Origin of the sequence: Pedobacter sp. ok626, from assembly GCF_900100435.1 — a bacterium.
Taxonomy (GTDB): Bacteria; Bacteroidota; Bacteroidia; order Sphingobacteriales; family Sphingobacteriaceae; genus Pedobacter.
Genome location: NZ_FNEX01000012.1, coordinates 146,833 through 171,861, shown reverse-complemented (window position 1 = coordinate 171,861; position 25,029 = coordinate 146,833). Strand labels below are relative to the sequence as shown.

Sequence of the window (25,029 nt, the reverse complement as noted above, 5' to 3'; positions counted from 1 at the left end):
ATACTTGTAAAAAGAGGGCGATTCCATATTGGAACCGCCCTTTTTTTTGTGCATTTTAAGCCAGGTTTCGACCAGCATTTACAATGCCGTATACCGTTCTGATGGCTAGCTTTTCATAAGCCTGTTGCTCCTCATCTGTGATTTTGGACTGTAATTGTTCCAGTGCATAATGTTGGATGAGTACAAGTGGTAGTACAATCTTCTCTCTGACCGCAATAGAGCTCTTCTCAACGGGGTAATTCTCCATTAAGGCCTTGTGACCCGAAAGCTCCAATAACATTTCCTTAGAGAGCTCGAATTCGTCGTGTAAGATTTTCCAGAAAGCACCATATTCTTTATCATTTGCAAAGTGGGCAGTGATAGAAAAATCAGACTTGCTCATCGACATCATACAGTTATCTACGATGGTTTTAAAGTATCCGGATTCCTGGTATGTTTTTACAACTTTATCCCAATTGCCTTCAGCTTTCTGATTTTTTAAAGCCGTTCCCATTCCGTAAAAACCAGGAATGTTTTGTTTTAACTGGCTCCAGGCGGTTACAAAGCTGATCGCTCTAAGATCTTCCAGTTTCAAAGCTCCTCCAGAGTTACGTTTTACCGGTCTGCTGCTAATGGTGATTTTAGACAATAAAGTTAGAGGAGAGAATTTCTCCAGATAACTTAAAAATAGGGGATGCTGACGTAAAGCAAGGAAGGACTCATAACTGTCTTTTGCCATTACATCAAGTAGGTTTTTGTGTAGTGGGTCGAGCAGAATATTGTGTGTTTCTTTAATTCCAGCGGACATACCGGCATTGATCAGTTGCTCAATGTTAAATTCGGCACTGTCAATTGATCCGTATTGTGAGCTAATGGTTTGTCCTTGTATGGTCAGCTGTATGTTCTTGTTGGCAATTTCTTTACCCATAGAGGCATAGAAACGGTGTGTTTTACCCCCACCACGTGAAGGTGGGCCGCCACGACCGTCAAAGAATGCAAGTTGTATGTTGTGTTGGTCTGCAATTCCTGTTAGGGCTACTTTAGCATTAAAAATAGACCAGTTGGCCATTAGATAACCACCATCTTTGGTGCTGTCTGAGAAGCCCAACATGATGTGTTGTTTGTTGCCGCGGTTTTTTAAGTGTTTTTTGTAAAAAGGATGCGTGTAAAGTGTATTCATGATCTCTGCAGCATCTGCAAGGTCATGTACAGTTTCAAATAAAGGCACGAAATCAATAGATAAGTCGTCCTCTTCCCAACCATTCCATAAGAAAAGCTCCATCAATTGCAGGATGTCACTTGCTTGTTGGCAGTTACTGATGATGAAACGGTGACAGGCCAGCTCTCCATTACTTTTCTGGATCTGTTTGATCTCCGCGATGGTTTGCAGGGTATCCTTCACCAATGCGTCTGAAGATTCTGGAACATTCAATTTTGCACTTTTGAACGACATGTTTTTAATCTTTTCTGCTTCGGAAAGACTATCGTAGTCCTCAGGAAACAAGGAAACGATTGGCTTACTTTGACGGCAGAAAGCGTGTACATCTCTTAAAACCCTGCTATCTTGTCTGATGTCTAAAGAAGCGAAATGGCTACCATAGAGTTCTACTTTACGGATCAAATCGGATACGACATCTGTAAACAGGCCATCGTGGTCTTCATTTAAAGTGGTTAGGATCTTATTGAGGTTTTCGATTAAGAAATCAGCAATATTCTCCATTGGAATATTAGGATCGAACGCATTTTTGTATAAGACATCCTGTACAATTGCAATGGTATCTTCTACACCTCTGAAGGTAATGCGACGTTTAAGATTCCTGAAATCACGGTAATAGCACCTGAATAGGATTTGACGAAGCATTTTAGAAACTTGTATAGTAGAATCGGCGTGTACATTCGGATTGCCATCCCTGTCGCCGCCTGGCCAGAAGCCCAATTCGATGATCTTTTTCGACTGCAGGTTGTAATCGTTTAAGCTTTTATCTACTTCTGACTGGATATTTGCAGCGGCAAAATAAAATACGTTTTCTAGGTACCATGCCAGGCTTAATGCTTCATCAACAGGGGTTGGCGACTTCTTGTTAAAGAAGGGCGTTTTACCCAATTGCTGTAACAACAGGTTAATGCTTGATATATCGTTGGTCTTAATGGCAGTGGTTAGATCGGTAATGATCGACAATACGCTACCTGGATAAAACTGGGTAGGGTGTGCAGTTAATACCAGGCGAAGAGAAAACTCCTCGATTAGTTTTTCAATCTTATCCGTAAGGGCTTTATTGTCTATGCCCTTTTTAAGGTACGACAACAAGGCATTGTGTTCATCGGCAGCATTCAGCTTATTGAAGGAAGCATCTTCTACTGCGTCGAATAATACAACCTGACGCTCTATGTATTGTATAAAACGGAATAAAAGGTCTACAATGTCCTTCTTTGAATGTTTTTGGGTGTACTTCTTGAAAAAAACATCAATAATTTCTGCGGGAGTGTCATGGTTTTTTACACCATCCTCGCAGTATTTTAAAAAGAGAGGGAGTAAAGTACCGGTGTCTTTAACTTTGTAAAACGGAAGGGTTAGGAAAAGGCTATTATAAAGTTCGAACCGGGATACGACTTCATTGTTAAATAAAGACTCTCTCTGACCTTTTGCTCGTTGTTTTTGCATCATAATTTGAAGGAAATATTTTCGCGCTTAATCTAGCAAAAATCATCCAAATAATGGCTTAAAAGGGCAATAATTTTATTTTGATTTATTTATATAAATCGATAACTTAGATGTGTAGAGATTTAAAAAATCTTTAAAGAGGGTTGGTATATTTAAGCGGAGACGCTGAAATTATACCATTTAATTGTTATTTTTTTGGGGTAAAAGAGGTTGATTCATCTATAAAAGATGATCAACCTCTTTTTTACGTTAAGGTAATTTTTAAGATTACTTCAAAAATACTTTCCGTATCGCTTTATTTGCGGCATCTAAAATGTAAATATTTCCGTCTTTGTCAACGGCCATATCGTCCATTGAACCGATTTTTGCCTGAGAGAATGCTCCATCTGCAAATCCAGGGGCTAATTTCACCAGCGTTGAAACCTTTCTGCTGGCGATATCAACCTCTCTTAATGCGTAATTGTATTTGTCGCCGGCAATCAATTTACCAGGGCCATATAAAGCCAATCCACCTGAAATACTGTTGAATCTCGCAGCTAATCCTACTCCGTCCTGGAATCCAGGATCAGAACTACCTGTGAAATAGTTTTCATTTCCAGCTCCGGCAGCAATACGCCCAATCGCATTATTACTGCTTGAACTGGAATCTACATAATAAAGATTTCCATCAGCATCTACTACTGCCTTGGCCATTGGCCAGAATGGCCCGCTGATCTTCGTATAACCACCGGCTGTATTTACTTTGTTCATCCCTGCATAAGCAGCCACAATATTTACATAAAGATTTCCTGCATTATCAAATGCCATCAAGCCTGGTGCGAAGCCGGAAACATAGATGGTATTCTGACCGGAAGGCGTAATTTTTCTGATGTGGTTGCGCCCGATATCTGACACATAAATATTATTCTGTTTATCGATGACTATTCCGTAAGGCGTGTCAAAAACAATATCTGCGCCATTGGTCTGTAAAACACTAACTACACCAGCTGGCGTGATCTTTTTCACCAGATGGTTCATCCTGTCGGCCACATAGATATTGCCTGAATTGTCTACTGCTATTCCAGCCATGAAACCTCCAAAAGTATCATCGTTAGGTCCACCAGCTAGGGTCAGCATACCTGCTCTTCTAAATTCCTGTGGTGCCAGGGCTTCTTGTCCAGCTACGACTACTTTTAAATCACCCGTGCTTAAGCCAGCTGGTGCATCTAGGACCAGTGTGTTTTCTGTGGCTGTTTTTACTGTTGCCAGCAGGCCATTAAAGTACACCTTGTTGTTTATAGGATTGGCACTAAAACCTGATCCCTTAATGGTCACGGTTGTACCTGCCAATCCATTATCCGGACTTACAGAAAGGATACCGAGCGTTTGGTCTTTAAATTGTGGCCCATCAGTTGCCTGATCATTCACCACAACTTTTACCACTCCTGTTCCTGTACCCCCCGGTACCAGCAGTTTTATCTGGGTTCCGCTGGCAGATTGAACTGGAATTTCAACCCCGTTAATGAATACTTTGTTTTCGTCCAGAACCTCACTAAACAAAGCCCCGGAAATCGTCATTTCAGCTCCTTTCGGACCGCTTAATGGCGTTACAATTTGAATTGATGGCGGAGCAACTACAGTAAATATCGGTCCCGCAATTTTTTGTCCGTTGATATTTACAGAAAGTGGTCCTGTTTTAACACCATCTGGTGCTAGTACGACCAGTTTTTCTTTCGTCGCTTCCAGAACAGTAGCGCTGGTTCCGTTAAAATCGATCAGATTGCCTTCGGTCAGTTCTTCAAAGCCTATCCCATTGATCGTTACTTTTGTGTTTTTACCACCGCTTAAAGGTTTGATACTGCTAATGGCCTGATAAGTGAAATTCTGACCTTTGGCTTCTTTACCATCAACCTTCACTATGATCGGCCCAAAGCCAGCATCCACAGGCACTTCGGCCACAATAATTTCGTCGGACACGCTGACAACCAATGCCGGTTTTCCATTGATGAAAACTGTAGCCGGCCCAGTAGTGCTACTGAAACCAGCGCCGCTAATCCGGATTTGAGAGCCCGCCGGTCCGTTGGCAGGGAATACCGTTTTTACACTTAAATCCTGATAGATATATTGTCCCAGGTCAAAATTACGGGAATCGTAATTTAGGGACAATGCGCCCGTCACACCACCTTCTGGCATGCGAAGTACGATTGTATTTTCAGTGGCACTGATCACTTCTATGGCTTTTCCGGAAATGGTTGCAGAATACTTACTGAGTTCGGTCCCAAAACCCTCGCCAACAATAGAAACCAGGGTTCCTGCATTTCCACTATTTGGGTAAAAGCTGTCTACTTTGAAAGGTACCAGGGGTACTTCCACCTTATCCTTTTTACAAGCCCCAATAAACAGCAGGAAGCACAGCATTATGCCAATACTAAAATTCCATTTGTGTTGAATATTCATCTTTTTTATGAATTAATTTTTTAACTATTAAACTAGAAGCTATACCTCAATCCCAGTTGTATTTGAGCTCTCGATCCAAAATAATCGATGCTGTACGGCTGACCAGGGTTATTAAACGTAAACACAGGATAATTATCCGCATTTTGCTGTGGCGGGAACAAGGAAGGTGTTAAGCCTACGCTACTGGTGGAATTAAATGTGTTTGGTGAGAAATACTGGACGCCCCATGTCTTGCTGATCAAGTTGGTTACATTCATCACGTCCACTGTAAAGCTTAATGATTTGGACTTATTGGCGTTTACAAATAACTCATGGGAAAGGTGTAAATCAGCCTGGATATTCCATGGGGTTCTTCCTTTATTACGCTCCGTGTAGCTTCCTCTTCTGCTAGTAAGGTATTCATTCCCATCAATAAATTGATTAAATGCGGCTGCTTGTTGCGCTGCAGTTGCCGTTGGGATATCCTTGAAATAGCGGATGGCTTCCTCTCGCAATGGGATGTAGGTTAAACTCACCTGCTGCGGTAAGCCCTGGATATTTCCGTTTACAATTCCATAACTAAAAGGACTGCCCGATTGTGCGCTAAAGAATAAGCTGATATTCGTTTTACCTGCTCTGCTCCATTCGTAGTTATAGCTGATGCTAGATACAATGCGGTGGCGAATGTCAAAATTACTTGCACTTAGTGTTGGGTTATTTGGAATCAAGGCCTGGTTCAGTTGCCAGTTACTTTCCATCGAGTTACGCACGCCATTGCTTAGATCTTTTGACTGCCCGTAAGTATACGAAGTGCTTAGATTTATGGCATTGATAAATCTTTTCGCAATGGTACCTGTCAGGCTGTAACGATAGCCTTCTTTGGTATTGCTCAGCAGGTAAATATTGGAGAAACGTGGATCAACTGTGCCACCATAAACAGGCTGTTGCTTTTCTTTGTCGTAACCATAGTAAAGTGGATTGTCTTTGGTATTCAACTGCTGGAACAACACATCTTTTAAGTTTTTAGTGTACATTCCTTCTACAGTAAAACGCCAGTTATTATCTGTTTCGTAATCGACACCTAAGCTTCCACGTAATACTTGTGGCATTTCAAAACCGTTATCTACCAGGTCGACCTGTGTACGACCGCTATTTGGGTTATTGATCACCGTTCCGTTTTGCTCAATAAATCCAGCAATGCCATTCGGACTTGGTTTAATTGGATCTGTTCCCGGTAGGAAAGGCTGTTGATCGGCTCTCTGGTCAATCGCACCAAAAGTATTTCCGGTGTTGTAATAAGCATAAGCTAACCATGCAAAAGGAATACGACCGGTAAACATCCCTATTCCTCCACGGAAAATCAACTTTTGATCACCTAGGGCATCGTATCTAAAACCTAAACGCGGAGACAATTGTACCTTGTTTAAAAACTTATTATTGATGCGGTTTAATGGCGTATACGTGTAGGTATTTCCAAAATTTGGATCTGCGAAAATGTCGCGGACTTTATCACTTAAAGTCGGCATGGTTGGCAAATTCACAAAATCTGCACGTAATCCTGGCGTGATACGTAATTTATCGCTGATCCTGATCTCATCCTGCACATATAAACTGTACATGTTTACGTCGAAATCTGCTGCAGGATTGGCCAACAGGTAATCTCTGCTGTTATTGAAATAATTGTAACTGCCTCTTACGCGGTAAGGGTTGTTGTTCGTGAAATCTTCAATACTCTGATAATCCACACGACCGTTCCAGGAATTTACGAAACCATATTGAATGTTGTACAACTCATTATGTGTTCCGATTAAGAACTTATGACGTCCTTTTGTCCAGTTTAGGTTAGCGGTAAACTCCCAGGTTTTCTGTTTCATGTTGAAGATACTCGCTTCGCGATCTGTACCTAAATAAATGGTCGTTCCTGGTGTACGGCCCATAATCTGTACCTGTGGCAAGGTAGGGTCGCTTAAGGGATCCCTGCTGTCGTTTACATGGGTAAAGCCAACTAATAAATTACCAGATAGTTCATTATTGAAGCGGCTTTTCAGCTCGGCAACAGTACTCGTTTGGTTATTTTCCTGTAGGAAAGCCATGCTGCTGAAACGGAAATCCTGCTGGTCGCGGTCCATATGTGTGGCCTTACTGAAAATCGTATTATTTCTGATCGCCAACTGGTGTTTATCGTTAATGTTCCAGTCTAAACGGTTAAAGAACTTCTGGGATTTGCTCCAGTTGGTATATACATCTGCGGTACCTGCATCAAAGATGCTTCCGTACCTGGTTTTTACCGTATTGGCAATAGAATGCGCATCTGCAACGCTGAAAATAGGATTGGTTTCTGCGGTACCTACGAATAATTGTGTAGGGTCCTGACGGCGGGTGATCTCCTCGTTGCTAAAGAAGAAAAGTTTGTTTTTAATAATCGGGAAACCGATGCGAAAGCCGGCCTGATAATCATAGAAATCAGCATTCATTTTGCCCAAACTACCTACGCGATCCCGACCGGTTAATGTGGCGTTTCTTCCTAATCCATAAACGGAACCACTTACGGTATTGGTACCACTACGCGTGACGGCATTAACCGATCCACCGGTAAAGTTTCCGATCTTCACATCAAAAGGTGCCAGGTAAACCTGCATGTCTTCTATGGCGTCTAATGAAACTGGGTTTGTTCTCGTACTGCTGCCGTTCATACCTGAAGTTCCGGTTTGTCCACCTTGTGAAGGGCTAAAACCAATGGCATCGTTATTTACTGCACCATCGATAGTTACGTTATTGTACCTGAAGTTTGTACCGCCGAAGCTATTGTCGCGGCTCCCCTGGGGGGTTAAGCGGGTAATATCGGTAATACTTCTGCTGATCGTTGGCATGTTTTTCACCTGCTCAGCGCTTATGTTTTTACCCGTTCCGTAGTTGTCTGCTTTTTGCCGAATGGTTTTCTTTGCGGATACTTCAACTCCTTTCAGTTCCTGTGCATTTTCTCCCAGCACAAAGTTGAGCTGCTGACTGCCGCCCAGTCGGATTGCGATGTCATTGCGTACTGCATTTTGCATCCCCATCGTGGAAACGGTCACCAGGTAAGGTGCTCCAATGCGGAGATTATTTAAGAAATAACGGCCATCTTTATCCGCCGACATGGCGTAACGGGTACCAGATGGCGTGTGAATGGCCACAACTGTAGCACCAGGTATCGCTAAACCTTTGGCATCTTTAACCTGCCCTGTTAACGAACCGCTTGTTTCCTGCGCCATGCTATAAAGCGACACCAACATCAGGGCGCAAAGCATAACGACTGAATATATTTTCTTCATTTTTTAAGTTTAATTGTTTTACGAAGCCTGTTATTGGGTGATTCGCAAAGCGGCATCAATAATATGTAATACACCATTTCCAGAAAGGACATCTTGTTTAAGCAGTTTTACCTGAGCTGTATTTCCGATTCCTTTGAGTGTAATTCCTTTAAAACTACCTGCTGCACTTTCATCCGGCACCAAGGTCATAGTCACAGAATTGCCGTCAAGCATGGACTGCAAACTCATATTAGAAGGCCCGGTACTTAAAATATAGTCGTAGATAAAGCGCCTGTCTTTCACAATATGGTAGTTCACAAAGCGCTTCAATACTGCTGGATCTGTATTGTTGATTTGTTCGATACTGCTATAGCCTATCGCCTGCATCGCGTCATTATTAGGAGCGAAAATGGTGTAAGGGCCTGCTTCATTAATGGTTTGTAGTACACCAGAACTTCTTAAAGCTTGGGTAAAAAGTGTAGTGCTGGCTTCTGCGGCGATTGCATCACCCAATAAATCATGCAGATAAGGCGTCAGCACACGGTTAACCACCTGGATCAATCCATTGGAAGCTGGGATATTTTTTGAAATCACCCTAGAGCCATTCAGGGTCAGGATAGTATCCTGGCCTTTGATCCAATGTGTGGCATATAACTTGCCCCCGCGAGAGCGCAGCTCCTGATTAAATAGGAAGGGCAGCTTGTTCAGTTCGTACTTTCCGTCCAGGGTATGGTAGTTTGCTATCCGGGAAATTATAGTCGGATTAGCAGTCATAACACCTACTGCACCTGTATACCCCGCGGCGCTAAAGGCCGCATCTGAAGGTGCCAGGACTGTATAAGGACCTTGACCTTCTTGTAAGGACTTGTCCAATCCGCTACGTTTTAAGGCAGCACTAAATGCCGAGAGGTTAAAGTTATCGGCGATCACCAGGTTGATTTTATTGTTATCGTACTCGTTCTTTTTCTGATCCTCTTTACTGCACGATGCGCCCAATATGGTCATCAGTATTAAAGAAAATAGGGTGTTCTTTTTATATAAATGTGCCATGTTTAGTTTAATTTAAATCCTTTAGGAAAAATCAGGCGGTCAACGACATGGATAGGTCCATTTAAGGTGTTGACATCGGTCTCTGTCACCGTAGCTGCTGGATATTCTGAACCTTTTGCCTTCATCTGAATGCTGTTATTTACCGATGAAAATTCGATTGGCATTTTATACGCGAAATCTGAGGTGGGGTTTCCACCCAGGTTAACCATGTAATTGTTCAATGTTGCATTGAGTACATTGCCATAAAACACAGTAGAATTGGCGTAAGCTTTATCACCACCACTTGTAACTGGCTGAAACATCCTTCCCCAGTCACGATGAAAGTTGTAAATCGTATCCATCGGATATCCACCCACTGCATTAAATGTATTCTCATCAAAACGAATCGAACCAGCACTTCGCTCATTAAATTTCATCACATCGGCCAGCGTTTGAAACCCTGCTTTATGGAAAGCCTCATCGGTTGGTGCAAAGAGTGTAGATATTGTGATATTTGGTCCTATATATCCTGGATAAATCGGCTCATTGATGCCCCAGCCAACTTGGTACAGCTTTCGGGAGCTAATGTAAGGCCGGACTTCCTCCGGACTAGGTCTATAGCCGAAAAGCGGTTCCATATCATTGATCATGGTCTCTATAAAATTTTCATCCGCCAGGCGCTGGGATTCCAGGAATATCGTAAATCTGCCATCAGCTCTTAAAGCTTCTAAAATGGTTTTTGTTGGCTTTTCTATGGTTTTTTCCAGGACATACAGTCCACCGTCGGTTGCTGGCAAATAGTTCAATTTACCTAAGTTCTTGCCGTTGATCAGTAAGGATTCGCCTTTTATACCTACATAGTTTTTATAGAAATAGAGATCATACTGATTTGCTCCAGTCCCTGTATTTTCATAATAAGGAAGATAGAGTCCTGGTTGCTCCAACAAGGTCTTCACCACAAAATTGTCGGTCCGCTGTGTCAATTCTGTTTGTGTAACCGGACCAAGGGTCGTATAAAACATCATTAAGCTATCTAGTTCTGCTATAGGCATCTGAGCGATTGCACTCGCCGTTAAACCAGCAGCTTGCATGGCCGCATCATTCGGGGCGAAAACAGTATACACCAATTTGCTGCTCCTGGCTTTCAGGATTGTCTTGATATTGCTTTTTTGCCAGGCGCTATAGTATAGTTTTGCCGGAGATGCGGCTAATAATTCTTCTACGGTTTGTGTGGCTTCAGGTTGAAAAGGAACCTGGCTTCCTTCCGGGTCAGGCAAAAATTCGCTCTTGGTACAAGCCGCTAGAAGAAGCAGACTTGAGCATAAAATGATTGACCTTAAATTTTTTATATTCATCATGATATCTTATTTTTTTATCGCTTGATCTGGTGTTACCATTCCATCAGTCAAGTGGTGGACAAGCCCATTACTACATAAATTGTCATTTTTTGCGACGATCTCACTGGTCACTGCTTTTATGGGGCTATCCGAAGGTCCGTTACCCGGACGCAGGACTAGTCCATAACCGAGTTTAAAGCTGGGGTATTGTTTTCCACCTCCGAAAGTCATATAGTAGTTGCTGTTCTTCAGGAAATAATTAAAGGCGCCATTCGAATTGATTATGGAGAACACCTGACCATCGGACACAAAGAAGTGCCTGTCGTATAAAATATAAACCCCAAAAAGCAGATCCCCCAGGTATTTGCTGGCATCCATCTCATTTAAAGAAGCTGCGGTAATCCCTACATTTTTAAGGGCTTCGTTATTGGGCGCAAAAACAGTGAATTGCTGTGTTGTCGCCAGTTGATCCCATAGGTTAAACTTCTTTAAGCCGCTTACAAATACGCTGTAATCCGGATGTTCGGCCAGCCATGCTTGTACCGTTTTATTGAAATTAGGTTTCATTACGTTATCTAATACCTGTAGGTTGCCATTGGCCAACACCACATCTTGCCGGGTCACTTCGGATCCAGAAAAATACAACTCATTTTCTGCACCTCCATTCGGGTTTGTTGATGCTCTGGAAACATATAATTCTGCGTCAGATAGAGTGGCATAGCGCACATCAATTCCGTTATTTGGAATATCACTAACCCTCAGCTTACGGGGTAGTATGTGGTATCCAATCACTTTTCTTAGGCTATCTACGTTCATCTTATCAAAATCTGAAGGATTATAAATACCCATCCTGTTAAATGCGGCATCTATTGGTGCCAATACCGTAAAAGGACCTGCCCCATTGAGCTGATCTATATAGCCCACTTTTTTTATGGCGGCATAAAACAAGCGCATTTCATAGTTGTTTTTCACAAAATCGGCTGCCGGGCGGATGTTTTCGTTAGGTGCGGCAATCGTTAAATCATCATGCTTACAGGAAGCCAGCAATAAGATTTGTATTCCTATGGCCAGTATCATCAGCGTTTTATTCCTATATTTTCTTTTTTCCATGGAAATCATATTCTTAATAAATTGGCGGTGCATATTTCCTTTGAACCGTGGTTAAATAAACCTTACCATTTACTACTTCAATGGTATTTACAGTTGCGAATGTGGCTGGATTGTTCTTTCCAGAGTGAATGTTGACCAAAAGGTTAGGTAATATCGCTGCGTTATCATTGCTCTGCATCCTGATTTTACCGTTCTGCAGGCAATTTACAGAAACCCAGTTTCCTCCATTATCCGTAGAGCCACTAAAAAATGGATTGGAAGAAACATCCATCCCCGGTACAAAAAAGTCGAAGCGCGGCCAGATGTTTGTGGTGATGCCATTGGATGATTTACTGGCCCAGATCGGGAAGCTGGAATAAGGGTTAACCACTGAGGTTTCGGTATTCAGCTTCACATTGGCGAAGTATTTCCCTTTATAACCAGGTACTGTGGCCCCTTGAGTACTCAATAAATTCTGATCCTCGTAAAGTGAAAGATAAACGTTCATGTCATCTTTCATTCCCCACTGAAAACTTGCAAGCAGAAAATTGTCTTCTTTAAGCGACTTATCGGCCTCCCAGTAACCTTTTCCGCTCATGTTATAGAAATTTACATAGGCCAGCGAGTCAGACAAAGGGAGTTTATGGAAGATTTCCTGACGCAATAAAACGCCTGTTCTTTTGGTCACAAAATCTTTCTGCAGCAGGTGCATGGTATAAACCTCCTTAGCGGTTAAATTAATAGTCGTATCGATCAGAATATCCTTTTTAAGATGGGTTTCTAATTGGAAGAAGGGCACTGTATTTTTAGGTCGGTAAGCGAACATAATACGCACTTTTCCAGATGGCACCTGGGCCCAGCTGCTCAAATCAAAACCGTTTAAGATCGGGCCTACCAGTACGTTTTCTTTTCCAGGATATTCTGGATTGTTTACCGAAGTGCTGTTTCCGACATGGGAGGGATAGGGCGGAGCATAAGCATCTCGCTGATCTAGAAAATCACCTACAATTTCTGCACTTACAGGCATTCCGCTGGCATCCACTACGGGGTTGATGAACATACAGAAAAAGGGCACTTTATTGTCTTTGCTGCCCAGGGTTTGCACGTAGTTCAGGTTATTGAACACACGGAGGTAAGCAGGCTCCTTAATTTTACTATATTCGAGCTTTACACAACCGGAAATCAGTAGCAGGAAATTACAAGCTACAAGCCAGAGGAATGTGGTGTTCATTTGAAATAATCTATTCTTTTTCATTATTTGTTATGTTTGATAATGATCATTTTTGCTTTGGTTGCCGGCGTACTTCCCGTTCCCGATTGTCCAATTAAGCTCAAGGTATAAATGCCCGGCTCATGTACGGGCAATGCTCTTCCTGGTCGCAGATACAAGTCTTTATTGGCGATAAAAGCATCGTTTTTCAGTACCTCAATGTCGTTTGCCCAAACACCCGGGACAACGTTAGGTTTAGAGCGGTAGACCATCACTTCATATGGACTTTGCGAATAACTACTGCTTACATACGGGTGCTCAAACAATGGTATCCCCAGTTGTAGGTTGACACCGGCATTGGGATTGTCTTCACCACCGGCAATAGATTGGCCGTTATTTAGCGTAAACGTAATATAAGGGTTGCCTGTTGAAAGGTTTAAAAACCTTTTAAAGAAGAAGTAACGGTACTGATTTCTGGCATAGGTAGCATCTTCTTGCGCAGGGCCACCGCTATAAGTTGCCCCACTCAAATCGTTGGCTACTACTAATAATTTAGGGGCACCCGCAGCATCTGGAGATAACCAGACTGTATAATTTTGTGCGGGGCGAAGTACTTGTGTTGCGCTGGCTATGACCTTACCCGAAGCATCCGCCGCTTCGATGGTATGACTGCCTTGAATGAAGTTACTATAGGCACCAGATCCGCCAAAACTAAGGTCGCTTGCAATGGTTTTGCCATCTACTTTAAAGCTTACTGCGTCTGTACCCCAGGCATTAGCGGCTTGTATGCGGAAATAGGTATTGTTAACAGCAGCAGTATTATCATTCAATACCTGGAATGAATTCTGGTAGGTGTCAGCGGTCTCAGCATTCTCATTGATTAAATAATTAAAACGCTGAGGCGCGATTAAAATCGTGTAAATCCCTCCAGGTTGATAGGTTTGGATTGGCGCATAAGTTAAAGCGGTAGAATTCATGATATCTTTTGGAATCGTAGAGGTTGGTGGATCCAGTATGGTATACTGATTCAATTCAGACCCTAATGCCGGCATTTGCCTGCCGTCCTGCATCAACACTTTAAACTGATACGTACCATAAGGGACCTCTATGTATTCAGATGTTTGTGTTGCTGAACTGATGTTATTCGTCTTCGGATTTACAAATGAACCATCGGAGTAAGCCAAAGAGACACTGCCCGTTAAATCTTCGAGAGTCCCACTGCTGTTGAAGGCAGGGTTTTTAATTTTACCGGATAGGTTTACGATCCTGATTTTAAAATGATCAGGTTTTGAGGGGGCCGCAACACCGCGCTTTATTTGAACAACATCCGGCTGCCCTTCCATACCAAAAGTTGGCATCAGGAAATAGTCCGTGGGGTTATTGTAATCATTTTTGACCTCCGTTTTGATATCATTACCCAATGTGGCCTGATATGATCTGGTCATGAAGTCCAGTTTTACAATTTCCTGTGCATTAAAAAGATCCTGTGGCACGTTCCAGATTTTAGTTAAATACCCGTTACCAGGGAAATAGGAGGTTCCCGGTAATTTAGGAGGCGTTCCTGGAGTTGGACTAGGGGTTAGAAAACTGGTCAGACTATCGCCATTGGCGATCACCTGATTGTAAAGCGCCAGATTGATTACCCTGGCGGTAGAATTGACACGGTTATCCGTTAAAACGCGGTTATCGGCCTCAAAATTCAGCTTATCCTTTTTGCAGGCCTGACCTAAAATCATGACCATCAGGAAAAAGAGGGGAAGGAACTTATATTTTAGCTTATTCATTATTTAAAAAGGTTATAGGTAAAGCCCAGCATAATTTCTGCACCACGATTAAAACTTCGGTTGATGTATTCGTTACCATACCATTTACCACCAGTCTGAGGATTCGCATAAACGGTTTTTATTGCTGGATTCAGGATATTCTTGGCGTAGCCTTTGAATTTCACGCTTTTAGTGATTCGCTGACTGAATACAAAATCTAATACCGGTACAGGTTGCGTATATAAATCAGGTTCTCCAGTCAGGTTAATCTGTACCAAACGTTCACCTACCATATTAAAAGTCATGGTTAAATCAGAGCCCGATTTTGGGTTTTCATAGTTTAACCAAAGATTGATAGAGTATGGTGCCTGCTCAAAAAGTGGAGAGTTTTTTGGCGTATAACGATCCAGTGAACGAATAGCTTCATAACGTTCCGGTGTTTTTTTAATGTCACTTTGAGCCAGTAACAAGTTAGAGCCGAAATAGAAGTTCTTCAAAGGATCATATAAAGAACCCAGGCTTTTCACGACCTCTAACTCCAATCCCCATACTCTACCCAGGTTAGGATCGTTCTGGAATTGGATGGTTGGAAACTCTGGGTAGGTAGCTGCTAAACCTGCGGTTTGCAAGCTGAATACCTTTACCAACTGGTTTTCAATACGTTTGCCAAATGCAGAAATGGCCAATACTTCTCCTTTTTCCGGGAACCATTCCCATCTGAAATCCAGATTTTGAGTAGATTGGTTTTTCAGGTTTGGATTACCTACTACCAAGCCCATCTGGAAAGCATCAAATTCAAAAACGTTGGTGATTTCCCTCAACTCTGGTCTCGCCAAAGTGGTGTTATAAGCTGTACGGAAATTCATGTTGTCGTTTAAGGCATAGGTTGCATTTACGGAGTAATAAGGTTTGAAACCTGTTTTGTACACCGAATTAGGGTTGATTGGGTTCAATGGAATCCTTCCGCCGTTGGCCTCTCCGGCAGTCAATGAAGGATCTAAGAATACACCTGCAGTATCTACTTTGGAGCCGATATTAGTGGTTTCGAAACGTACACCACCTGCTACACGAAGTTTTTCAGTGATTTTCAAATCTACCATCCCGTAAAGGGCATTGGTTTCAAAATACCCGGTATAGTTGTTTGGAGACTTCTGGGTATTGTATAAGAAACCACCGATAGGCAACATGCCCTCGTCCTGATTGGCTGCAGGCATTTTTACGCCGATCATCTGATTGCTCACCAATCGGTTCAGGTTGCCTTCCGCATCGTACAGTGGGATTGATTTATTAGTCGTAAAGTTAGAGCCTGGTAAGAACAACTGGTTCTCTGTGAAAGAGCGGTCACGGAACAAATAATTTATCCCTGTTTTAAATTGCTGGATCTGTCCGAATAATTTAAAAGGGATGCTTAAATCTACTTTGTAGTTGTAGTTTTTCTCATCCAGGTTACGCCATCTACGTCCGTTTGGCTCTGCCTGCATGATACCGTAAGGACCAAATCCATTCACATAACCAGAAGTTAAGGCGTAAAGATGTTTTGTATAGGTCAGATCTCCGGAAGTACCTCCAGCACCGATTCCTGGTCTCATATACCAGCCACCGCCTCTTGGTATGTAATCTGCTAAACTCGCGAAACGGAAATCAGGATCATTCTGCTTTGATCTAGAGCTGGCCACGTTGTAACTCAACCGGGGTGATAATTCTTTCTCAGAAAGCTTGTGTTCGCCTTGTAAGTTAAATGTATTCAGATTCCGGAAAGTTTGTTTTAAAGAATAGGTCGTCGTATTTACATCTCCAGGCAGGCCTGTATATTCGTAACGACCATACAGATTTGTCGCCTTGCTTTCTCCTCCCCAGCTGCCCAGATACTGCATACTGATTTCATTTCGACTGTTAAAACGATAGGTTAAACCTGCAAGGGTACCGTAATTGAGGGTTTCAACACCAGTATTTTCTTTATAGGTTTGGTATTTACCCATGTACAAACTGTTTGGCGTGATATAGTTTGGAATATTTCTTGGACTGTATACGTCTGGATTACCAGTCACCACACCCTGATAGATACTGTATTGGGTTAAATCCCCGTTGGAAATATCGGTGATTCGGCGGTAGTAATTTCCACCGAGGATCAAACCTATTTTATGCTTTTTAAACACCTCATAGCTATTTCCGTAAGTAGCCGAGTATAACTGATTCAATGGAGCCTTCTTGTATTGGGTAGTCATTACCGGATCAAAAGACTGCATGATATTGTTGATTCTATTTACTTCCTGATAAGCTGAGGGGCTGTAATTGCTATTTGCAATCATGCTTTGTATAGAACCTAATCCGGCTGGATACTGCTTAGCCAGGTTTTTAAAATCAGCAGTTAAGTTTTTGTCACTTATTTTATCTCCAAAAGTGCCCATGTCGCTGTTCCAGAAACTATTGTATTGGCCACCCAGACCTACATTAGAGTTTAAACCGCTTTGAGCTATGATTTCAAAAGTCTCCTTTTCAGGTACTGATTTTGTTTTTAATTCTACAATACCGGCGGCTGCATCGGCAGGTTTATCCGGGGTTACGGTTTTATAGATGGTGATGTTATCTAACAAAGAGGCGGGAACCAGGTCCAAAGGGATGGTACTTCTGTCTGGATCTGAAGAAGCCAGACGCACACCGTTTAGCTGTCCGATCACACTTCTATCACCCAAACCGCGGATGGCTACATACTTGTCATCGGTTACCGTTACACCAGCTACCCTTTGCAAAGCCTGTGTAGTTGTAATACTACCGGTTTTTTCAATCAGTTCTGAGGAAATGGCATCCTGTATAATGGAAGATTTTTTCCGTTCATCCAAAACAGCAACACTCGTGTTTGCTTTTCTTCTTGCCTGCACGGTCACCTCGTTCAAAGCTTTACTCGAAGCATTCATGGCAACCATAAGGTTACCACTGTTTTTATCAACTTTCAGCTCTCTGTTGTCGTAGCCGATATAGCTGAATATTAACAAGGCTTCAGGCTGACTGATCGTCATACTGAAATTGCCATTCGCATCAGTTGTGGTGCCCCCCTGCACGCCTTTTACCCGGATGGATACTCCTGGCAAGGTTTCCTTGTTCACTGCATCAATTACTTTGCCCGTGATGCGCTGCTGGGCGGGGATGGCTTCAATTACCACATAATGATCTACTACTTTATACCTTAAGCCAGAATTTGAAAGCACATTCTTAATGGCCTCGGCAACGGTAATATCAGGAGCCCTGAGGGTTACTTTTTTGGAACTGATGTCAAGCGTTTTTTGCGGAAGCAGAAATTTAATGCCGCTTTTCGCCTCTATGGTTAGCAAACTTTCTTTAATCCCCATGTCTTCCAGTTTCAACTCTACCTTTCGGTTAAGATCCTGACCGGTAACCGTGTTGGCATACAGCATACCTACCATAGTAAGCTTAGTAAACAACAGGACAAATGAACATTTCATCAGCAAATAAATTATTCTTAAAAATCTGGAACCACCGGGTTCCACAAAAAGTGAAGGATTATCTATTGATCCTTTTTGCATATATTTGAATGTTATATGGGTTAAAATTGCCCTTTGGGGCAAATAATCTGTTAATAGGCCGGGTTTCCGGCTGTCATTTCATCGTGCCTATGTGTCTTCCAAAACAATGAGGGCTCGAAGAAATATCTAAGCGTTCCCTTTAGCCTGCCAGGGCCATTGGGAACGTTTTGTTTAAGTAATTAATGAGTCATAACCGCCTTTCTTTAATTAATAATGATGTTTTTACCTGTTATGCTGTATTTAAACTGTGCCCCAGAACTTAAAACCCGGAGCGTTTTGCTTAAAGGGACATTGTCCTGAAGGGTTACAGTTACTATTTCTTTGGCTTTTGCAGCATTTTTGAAGCTGAATTGGACATCATAAGCCCGCTCTAATTGTTGTGCTATTTCCCCGATTGATTGATCTTTAAATACGAGTCTGGAATTTTTCCACCCACGAACATCCTGCACGGCTATTTGACCAAGTATTGCCGGGCCGTTTAAGGTGTTTAACATCACTTGCTGACCGGGTGTAAGTATGGCCAGATGTTCTGTTTGTCCCGGATTTATACGGTCGACGCGAACTTTGCCGGTCGCAACCTGTACTTCAAAGGGTTGACCTTTAATTGCGTTGACCTTAAAGGAGGTGCCCAGTACCTGTGTATAGATGTTCTGCGTGTGTATGATAAATGGTTTTTTGGGATTATGTGCGACCTCGAAAAATGCTTCGCCGGTAAGTGCGATTACTCTTGTTGAATCTGAAAAATGGTCTGGATATTTTAGGGTACTGACGGGCCCCATATAGACCAACGTGCCATCTGTCAGGGTGATTTTGGCCCTTTGCCCTTTTACAGTCGAAAATTCCTTCATTACCAGTGTCGAAGCTACCGGAACCGATGTTGAGGGCATTTCTTTTAATCGGTTAAAAGTGTAAATTCCGACGCCGAGGATTAAAGGAATCCATACAGCTGCATACTTTAAAAATCGGGTTGTTTTAAAAGAATGAGGTGTTTCTGATTGATCTAAAAATATCGTCCTTGCCGCTTTTCTTTGCTCGAATTTGGCTTGCCATTCCCGCATCTGCTCATCGGATTCGAGCGCTGTGCTCGTTTGCAAATCCCACTCTTCTTGTGATTCGGCAATAATTAGCTCATGCAAAATTTTTCGGCTACCCGGTTTAAGCAAATAAGCGCGGACTTGCTGCAATTCTGCGGGGCTACAATTGTCCTTAAGGTATTTTTTTAGTAGTTCTTTATCTATTGGTTGCTGCATAATGCGATGTCCTTCAAAAGGTATAGCGCAAAAAATTAGCAGTAGGGTGAACGTGATTTAAAAAATATTTGAATTATTTTATAAATGTGGAAAGGAGGATAATTAGACCGGTTACATCAAGGTGTTCGTGTAGACTTTTTCTTAAGTGATTTAGCGAAAAGCTAATGTGACTCTTCACGGTATTGGCAGATAAATTTAGTTTACGGGCAATTTGGGGATAAGTCATTTCCTCATTTCTGCTCATCTCATAAACTTTCCTGCGTTGTGGACTAAGTTCTCCTAATTTTTTCTGAAAGCAGGCCTCAATTTCGGCATAGATTTGATCATGATCTGCATGTTTGGAATCTTGCATGGTTTCTTCATGATAAAGCTCAATAGGTTGGGTAGCCAAAGTCTTTCTGCGGAAAAAACTAATTACGCTATTGCGCATGGCCTGAAATAAATATGCTTTTAAGGTTCCGTCAGGACAAAAATCAGTTCCTCTTTTTTCCCACATCCACATCATTAGATCCATGACAAGTTCTTCGGCAATTTCTGTGTTGCGGACGTATTTAAGTGACAAGGAGTATAGTGGTTTAAAATATCGCTGAAAGATGATGTCAAAAGCCTTATCATTACCATTGCGACAATATTCCAATAGCTGATGGTCTGATAAAGCATATAATTCCTTCATGATCTTCCTGAACTTAACGCTAGCAAACCTAGTAGGAAGAAATAAGCTGAAGATTAATATTGAGTTATGTGATTGTTAACAAAAGCTTGAGCTGTGCTGATTTGAAGCCAGGGAGCGCTAAAAGCAAAAAGCCCTGTATCAACGTAATACAGGGCTCTTTATCTTAATGCAGATCTGCCGGTACTTCGACATTCTTTTTAAATTTCTGTAGGTATAACAATGGGATCGAACAGAGCAAAATAAGCCCGGCTACCCAATAAGCATCACTATAGGTTAACAATAGGGACTGCTTAGTTACTGTACCATCGATTGCTTTAATGGCAAGAGCTTTGGCATCCAGGTATGAATAACCCTTAGCCATGAAGTTGTTTACAAAGGCATTAAAACGCTCTGTAAAGGCCGGATTATATTCGTTGATGTTTACGAGTAGATTGCTGCGGTGGAAGCCCTGACGCACGTGTATAAGCGTTGTTAAGGCCGCAATGCCGAATGAGCCACCTAACTGTCTCATCATGTTGTTTAATCCTGAACCTTGTCCAATTTCTGCTCCGGTTAAATCTTGAATAGCCAAGGTGGTTAATGGCACAAATAATAAGGCCATACCCACACCACGGATCATTAAGGGTAGGAAAAAGTCGTTTGGTCCCGATTGTAGTGTAGATCTGCTCAGCATAGAGCAGAATACAAAAAACAGGAACATTCCGATAGTTGCCATGAACTGTGCGGGGATGTTTTTCTTGAGCATAATTCCTATAAATGGCATCATTACTATGGTGCAAAGTCCTCCTGGGAATAATAGTTCTCCGGTTTGAAGTGGAGAGAACCCTAGCAGATTCTGACAGAATACTGGAAATACAAACACTGAACCATATAATCCAAACCCTAGAATAAATGAGGTAAACATCCCAACGGAGAAGCTACGATGTCTCATAATCTTAAAGTTTACAATAGGGTGGTCGGTACTTAGCTCTCTCCATATAAATAGAATTAAGCCTAGTACTGAAGCTACAGTGAGGGCTACAATGTATGGTGTTGCAAACCAATCTTCACTTTCTCCTTTTTCCAATACTGTTTGTAAACTTCCCACGGCAATAGCCAGTAACAAAATACCCCACCAATCTACAGGCATTCCTTTTCCATCCTTGGGGGTTTCCCTGACAAAGGTATAGGTGCAGTAGGCGGCGAGAATTCCGACGGGAATATTGACATAGAAAATCAATGGCCATGAACTGATCTCGAGTAGGTACCCTCCAATCGTAGGGCCTACTGTAGGCCCTACAACTGCTCCAAGTCCGAATAAAGCCGTGGCAATACCCACGTCTTCACGTGGCCAGGTTTCTATTAGGATAGCCTGCGCAGTTGAAATTAAGCCTCCACCTGCTAGTCCTTGCAAAATCCTGAAGGCAATGAGTTCTTCGAGGTTAGTCGCATTTCCGCAAAGGAAGGATGCGATGGTAAAGAGGACTATGGAAAAGAGGAAATAGTTTTTACGTCCGAAACGGCTGCCCAGCCATCCCGACATCGGTAATACAATTACGTTTGCAACTGCATAACCAGTAGATAACCAGGCTACATCTTCGAGAGTTGCCCCCAGGTTACCTTGTATTTGAGGGATTGCCACATTTACAATAGTGGTGTCAATCAGCTCCAATAGTGAAGCTGTGATCACTGTAAATGTGATAATCCACTTTTTTAAACCTTTCTCGGCCATTGTCTAGTCTTTTATAGAAACAGAAACCTTAACGCTCATTCCAGGACGTAGCTTTTCAAGGATATCTTTTGGAGCTTTGGTTATTTTTATTTTTACGGGTACACGTTGTACAACTTTAACAAAGTTACCTGTGGCATTATCTGGAGGCAGTAATGAGCCTTTTGCTCCTGTAATCGGCGCAAAATTATAAACTTCACCTTCTACGTCCTGATCAGGATAAGCGTCCACTTCTATTTTAACTTTCGAACCGGTTTTGATGTCTTCCAGTTGAGTTTCTTTGAAGTTTGCAGTAACGTATAGGCTGTTGTCATTCACAATAGAAAACAAGGATTGACCTGCTTGTACAAGCTGTCCTTTTTGAACATTCTTTTTAGATACAATACCTGAAGCAGGGGCTTTGATTTCTGTATAAGACAACTGCAATTTGGCGAAATCTACATCCGCCTGACGTTGTGTTACACCATTGCTGCTCACAGCCAACTGCGACTGTGTAGTGCCAACTTGTTTCACCGCGGCGTTGTATTGGTCGTTTGCCGCAGTAAAGGCCGCTTGAGCGGATTCTTTTTGCGCTTTAGCCTGATCAAATTGCTGTTGAGTAACAGAACCGTCTTTTACCAGGTTTTGGTAACGATCGTAATCTTTTTGTGCAAGGTTCAGTTTTACTCTTGCAGCCTCGATGTTTGCTTTTGCGGTACTGGTATTGGCTGAGGTAGCAGCGATCTGTGATTCAGAGACACCAACACCTGCACTTGCCCCTTTTTGTCCTGCCATTGCCTGTTCCAGCTTTATTTTATAATCGCTATCATCTAGTTTAACCAGTACGTCACCTTCTTTAACTCTGGTATTTTCTTCGAATTTAATGTCTTGTACATAGCCTCCAACACGGGAAACTACGGGGCTGATGTCGCCATCAATTTGGGCATCATCAGTATCTACGTGTTTGCTGTAATAGATATATTGTTTGATTCCAAATATTGCGCCCAGGAGGATGAGTACCCCTAATATGATTGGGATAACTTTATTCTTTTTTTTCTTTTCAGTTGTCATTGCCTAATTTGTTATGGTATTTTATTGAGAAATTTTTCCGGTAGATTTTAATAAAGTGTAGTAGGCTAAGCCAGCATCTGCTTTAGCTATTTCTAAATTGATTTTAGCTTGATATAGCAAGGTTTCTGCATCTATTCTGTCTATTGCCGAGGCTACGTTGTTTTTATATTTTGATTCCATCAATTTATCATTTTCTGTAGCCTGTGCGATTGATGTTTCGAGTACGCTGATCTTGTCGAGGGCTAGCTGATAATTCTGGTAATTCTTATTGATTTCCGTTTTAACCTGATCAGAGAAGATGCTTTTTTGTATGCCCACTTCTTTCTGCTGTATTCTGGCATCCGTTACTTTATTCTTGTTTGTCCATAAGTTGCCGATGTTCCAGGAAATATTCGCACCGATGGTTACTGGCATAATGTACTGGTTGGCAGAAGGAATAAAGCTACCATTTGGATTAATGTAGTACAGATTTGCACCTACACCAACGGTTGGTAAAGTATTGGCTTTAACAGATTTTATATTGACATCCGCAACCTTGTTTTGTAAATCCAGTTGTTTCAACTCCTGTCTGCTTTCAAATCCCGTATTCAAATAGCTGCTTAAAGGGGCAATAGCTTTCAATTCCTTGGTTGGATCTGTAATTTCAATTTGGGTGTTTTCGTTTAAGCCCAATAGAATGTCGAAGTTGTAATTGATGATCTTTCTGTTGTTCTCTGCTTCCATGTTTGTTAGCGAGATATTTGCCCGTTGAAGTTGAAACCTCAAAACATCGTTTTTGGTAACAATTCCCTGCTCAAAAAAGCGTTGAGATTGCTTTAGCTGACTGTCAATGGACTCCAGATTTTGGGTAATTACCTTTTTGCTTTGCATTACTTTAAACAAAGAATAGTAGGTATTGATAATTGCATAACTGATCTCTTCTTTGTCTTTGTCTGCATCAAGTTTGGCTACATCAGTGAGTAGACGGGTAGATTCTTCTGCATATCTCAGCTTGCCACCACCATAAATCAGCTCTTCGACCGCTGCTGTGCCAACAAAGGCATCTGCACGTTTAGGCAATTTAATGGGATCAGCACCACCAAGGGATAAGGTGTTGCTAGGGATTTCAGCGTGATTGTATAGAAAAGAAGCCTTTGCTGTAGGCAAAACATTGTCCTTGACCATATTTAGCTTTGCTACGGCCTGGTCTATTTTGTTTTGAGAAAGCTTTAGATTCTTACTATTCTCTATCCCAAGCGCTATAGCTTCCTGTAAGCTTATTTTTTTTACATCCTGGGCATAGATGACTGCCGGAACAAGAAATGCCAGGCAGCTCAGTTTGATTGATTTATGTATCATTTTTTGGTGTTAAATACGTGATGATGAGGTCTTTTAAATGGTTGATTAAGCGATCGGTAATCACCTTTCTGTCTTCTTCGTTATTGATGTCAAGTGTTGTGCCAGAGGTGATTTTTGAAGGAGAGATGGCAACGTTGCTTATTGTCCCCATGATCGTGGCAATCAGCATTTTAACGTCGACTTGTCTAAAGCTTCCTTCAGTGATGCCATCGCTAATAATTTTCTCTATGACCAACAGATTTTGAGCCATTGAGTTTTTTATTTTAAAAAACATTTCCGGGCGGTGAGGCATGGAGAGTTCCCTGTGCATCATTTTATGAAAACCGGGATTGGATAGGATTCTTGTCGCATACCCTTCAATTACTTTTAGTAATTTTTCCATTCCAGACATATTATTCTGATTGAGGCAGGCGAGTTGAGCGCTAAAATCGGCAATCCTTTGGCTCATGATTTCCATGAAAACACCTTCTTTGGAGCCAAAATAATAGTTGATCATCGCCATATTGGCTGTGGCGTCTTTTGCAATTTGGCGGGTAGAAGTGGCTTCATAACCCAATTCGATGAACAGCTTTTCAGCTGCTTCGAGGATGTTGGCCCTCTTATCTATCTTTTCCATTATTTTATTTGTGACTACAAAACTAATCAATCGATTGATTAGTTGCTTTTGAATCGAATGATTTTTTAAATAATTGAC

15 protein-coding genes are annotated in these 25,029 nt (G+C 41.9%); all 15 read right to left on the bottom strand.

What is annotated here, in order from left to right; translation table 11 throughout:
* Positions 1–55: 55 nt before the first annotated feature.
* The 15 genes from BLS35_RS17190 to BLS35_RS17120 all read right to left on the bottom strand — a co-directional run bounded on the left by BLS35_RS17190 (position 56) and on the right by BLS35_RS17120 (position 24,951).
* Positions 56–2,644, bottom strand: coding sequence for a phosphoenolpyruvate carboxylase (locus BLS35_RS17190; protein WP_090783318.1), 2,589 nt, complete (start codon positions 2,642–2,644; stop codon positions 56–58).
* Between the two features lie 264 nt (positions 2,645–2,908).
* Positions 2,909–5,077, bottom strand: a complete 2,169-nt coding sequence (locus tag BLS35_RS17185) for an IPT/TIG domain-containing protein (protein ID WP_090783316.1) — start codon at positions 5,075–5,077, stop codon at positions 2,909–2,911.
* Between the two features lie 32 nt (positions 5,078–5,109).
* Positions 5,110–8,367 carry a TonB-dependent receptor gene (locus BLS35_RS17180; RefSeq protein WP_090783314.1) on the bottom strand — a complete coding sequence of 1,086 codons (3,258 nt, stop codon included), beginning with the start codon at positions 8,365–8,367 and terminating at the stop codon, positions 5,110–5,112.
* Between the two features lie 30 nt (positions 8,368–8,397).
* Positions 8,398–9,396 carry a fasciclin domain-containing protein gene (locus BLS35_RS17175; RefSeq protein ID WP_090783312.1) on the bottom strand — a complete coding sequence of 333 codons (999 nt, stop codon included), beginning with the start codon at positions 9,394–9,396 and terminating at the stop codon, positions 8,398–8,400.
* 2 nt (positions 9,397–9,398) lie between these two features.
* Positions 9,399–10,733, bottom strand: a complete 1,335-nt coding sequence (locus BLS35_RS17170; RefSeq protein ID WP_090783310.1) for a hypothetical protein — start codon at positions 10,731–10,733, stop codon at positions 9,399–9,401.
* A 6-nt stretch (positions 10,734–10,739) separates the two neighbouring features.
* A complete protein-coding gene (locus tag BLS35_RS17165) occupies positions 10,740–11,822 on the bottom strand; it encodes a fasciclin domain-containing protein (RefSeq protein WP_165973333.1) in 1,083 nt (360 codons plus the stop codon).
* A gap of 13 nt (positions 11,823–11,835) precedes the next feature.
* Positions 11,836–13,056: a hypothetical protein gene (locus BLS35_RS17160; RefSeq protein WP_254778946.1), complete on the bottom strand. Its 1,221-nt coding sequence runs from the start codon at positions 13,054–13,056 to the stop codon at positions 11,836–11,838.
* Complete coding sequence (locus tag BLS35_RS17155) at positions 13,056–14,795, bottom strand: DUF4397 domain-containing protein (RefSeq protein ID WP_090783306.1); 1,740 nt, start codon at positions 14,793–14,795, stop codon at positions 13,056–13,058. Before BLS35_RS17155 ends, BLS35_RS17160 begins: the two co-directional genes overlap by 1 nt.
* The gene (locus BLS35_RS17150; protein ID WP_254778945.1) at positions 14,795–18,316 is read right to left on the bottom strand and encodes a TonB-dependent receptor domain-containing protein; all 3,522 of its coding nucleotides are present in this window, start codon (positions 18,314–18,316) and stop codon (positions 14,795–14,797) included. The genes BLS35_RS17155 and BLS35_RS17150 overlap by 1 nt, the downstream gene beginning before the upstream one ends.
* A 203-nt stretch (positions 18,317–18,519) precedes the next feature.
* Positions 18,520–19,566 carry a FecR family protein gene (locus BLS35_RS17145; RefSeq protein ID WP_090783305.1) on the bottom strand — a complete coding sequence of 349 codons (1,047 nt, stop codon included), beginning with the start codon at positions 19,564–19,566 and terminating at the stop codon, positions 18,520–18,522.
* Between the two features lie 73 nt (positions 19,567–19,639).
* Entirely contained in the window at positions 19,640–20,239 is a 600-nt protein-coding gene (locus BLS35_RS17140; protein WP_090783303.1) for an RNA polymerase sigma factor, read from the bottom strand.
* Positions 20,240–20,402: 163 nt separating this feature from the next.
* Positions 20,403–21,950, bottom strand: a complete 1,548-nt coding sequence (locus BLS35_RS17135) for a DHA2 family efflux MFS transporter permease subunit (RefSeq protein WP_090783301.1) — start codon at positions 21,948–21,950, stop codon at positions 20,403–20,405.
* A gap of 3 nt (positions 21,951–21,953) precedes the next feature.
* The gene (locus BLS35_RS17130) at positions 21,954–22,997 is read right to left on the bottom strand and encodes an HlyD family secretion protein (protein ID WP_090783299.1); all 1,044 of its coding nucleotides are present in this window, start codon (positions 22,995–22,997) and stop codon (positions 21,954–21,956) included.
* 21 nt (positions 22,998–23,018) lie between these two features.
* Positions 23,019–24,335, bottom strand: a complete 1,317-nt coding sequence (locus BLS35_RS17125; RefSeq protein WP_090783296.1) for a TolC family protein — start codon at positions 24,333–24,335, stop codon at positions 23,019–23,021.
* Positions 24,325–24,951, bottom strand: a complete 627-nt coding sequence (locus BLS35_RS17120) for a TetR/AcrR family transcriptional regulator (protein WP_090783294.1) — start codon at positions 24,949–24,951, stop codon at positions 24,325–24,327. Before BLS35_RS17120 ends, BLS35_RS17125 begins: the two co-directional genes overlap by 11 nt.
* Between the last annotated feature and the right edge of the window lie 78 nt (positions 24,952–25,029).